The organism is Corallococcus sp. CA041A (assembly GCF_003612075.1).
Classification (GTDB): Bacteria; Myxococcota; Myxococcia; order Myxococcales; family Myxococcaceae; genus Corallococcus; species Corallococcus exiguus.
On the sequence record NZ_RAWF01000521.1, the window covers coordinates 1 to 1,728 of the forward strand.

At 67.5% G+C, this 1,728-nt stretch carries 2 protein-coding genes; both read right to left on the reverse strand.

Annotated features, from left to right (window positions below; translation table 11 throughout):
- Nucleotides 1-39: 39 nt before the first annotated feature.
- The gene (locus tag D7V77_RS41835; protein WP_120581710.1) at nucleotides 40-663 is read right to left on the reverse strand and encodes a hypothetical protein; all 624 of its coding nucleotides are present in this window, start codon (nucleotides 661-663) and stop codon (nucleotides 40-42) included.
- A 562-nt stretch (nucleotides 664-1,225) separates the two neighbouring features.
- Nucleotides 1,226-1,504: a PqqD family protein gene (locus D7V77_RS41840; protein WP_158624594.1), complete on the reverse strand. Its 279-nt coding sequence runs from the start codon at nucleotides 1,502-1,504 to the stop codon at nucleotides 1,226-1,228.
- Nucleotides 1,505-1,728 lie beyond the last annotated feature (224 nt).

Consider the following 1,728-nt stretch of genomic DNA (forward strand, 5'->3'; position numbering starts at 1 on the left):
GCCCATACATCTCCCGGATGGCACCCACGCCCTGGCGGATCATCCCCCCACCCCTTCTCCAGAGCCGGGCGCGTCGGCACGAGGCTTCAGCCCCAGCACCGCCTCCACCGCCTTCGTGAGCGTGGGCACCGGCCGCACGTCCAGCGCCGTCAGGGGCGCCGCGTCGAACCCGCTGCCCTCCGGCACGAACACCGCCACCCTGTCCGCCCGCGGAAACACCTGCTTCACGTAGGACTGCGCCACGCCCAGCTTTCCCTGGAGGAACTCGCGCGGCGCGGGCGCGAGCTTTTCCCCATGCGCCTCCAGCGCCACGCCCGTGCCCAGGAAGGGCGACGGCAGCGGCAGGCCCGCGAGCAGCGCCACCCACGCGACGAACAGCGGCAGCGACGCGCTCCGGCCATCCAGCGTCACGTTCCGGCCGCGCGGCGAGACGTGCAGGTCCGTCTCATCCCACGGCAGCGCGTAGCGCGCGCGGCCCACCGCGGACAGGTGGCGCGCATGGTCCTGCCACGCGGCGGTGAAGGCATTGCCCCGCGACACGTCCGTCCACAGCCGTCCCTGGCCGGGGCGCACGGACACCTCCACGGGCACGACTCGAAAGAGCGCGTGTCCGCCGACGTCCGCCTGGGTGAAGAGCAATACCTGCGTGGATGCGGGCAGCATGGGCGGGCGTGTCGGCGAGTGAGAGGAAAGACACAGCCGGGAGGAGGACCACAGCCCTCCTCCCGGCCATGAAACGCGTTACTCCGCGACGACGATCACGCTCATGCCGTTGGAGCAGGTGCACTTGTCGGACGACGCGGAAACGCGGACGATCTCGGACTGGATGTACATGGTGGTTCTCCTGGGATGGATGTTTGAGACTTGGGAACCGACGGGCGCGACTACTCCGCGCTCACGGTGGTCGAGGCGATGACCATGCCGTTGGAGCAGGTGCACTTGTCGGTGGCGGCGGACACGCGGACGATCTCGGACTGGATGTACATGGTGATTCTCCTGGATGGATTGCTGCGTTCACTGCGGTGAAACATGGCGGAGTGTGGACAGGGGGTCTGACATTGCCTGCCAACACTCCGGTGCTTCATTCCAGCCGTGAAAAGACGTCTCACGTCTGGCATCACGCGCACCCGGGGCGACCCGGGCACACGGGATTCCCAAGGGCCAGGACATGGCCCGGCCTGTCCCTCTCACGAGGGAAAGAAAGCCACTCAGCGGACGGCGAAAGTCAGACGGGACGCGAGGGCTCGCACAGCCCCAGTTCCTGGAACTGCGTCACGGTGCGCTGGACGTCGGCGCGGATGGCCTCCTCCTGGCCCGCGGCGCCCAGCCGGAGCGCCAGCGACGCCACCGCCCCCTCCAGGGACGTGTCGCCCTGGCACAGCTCGAAGATGCGGGCGGCGGTCTCGTTCACCCGGAAGACCTCTCCGCCCTCGGTATCCATGAGGAAGAAGGCTTCGTCCTGCTGCTGGACGATGACGCCGGAAGTCGCGCGGGGCAGATTCAAGACATCCCCCTCCGAAGGCGCGGCCCCCGGGGATTCCTGACGGAAGCAGGAAGGCGTCGGAATCCGGTTCAAGCCGCGCTGTTACAATTCCATGTTTCTAAATGCTCCAATAAAGCCTGTCAACACATGCAAGGATTCGGGTTGGGGCATCATGAGAGGGTTTGCGAACGTGCCGGGTCCTGAAGCGCCGCGTCGGTCCAGAGCGGGGACCGGCTGTTGTGCGG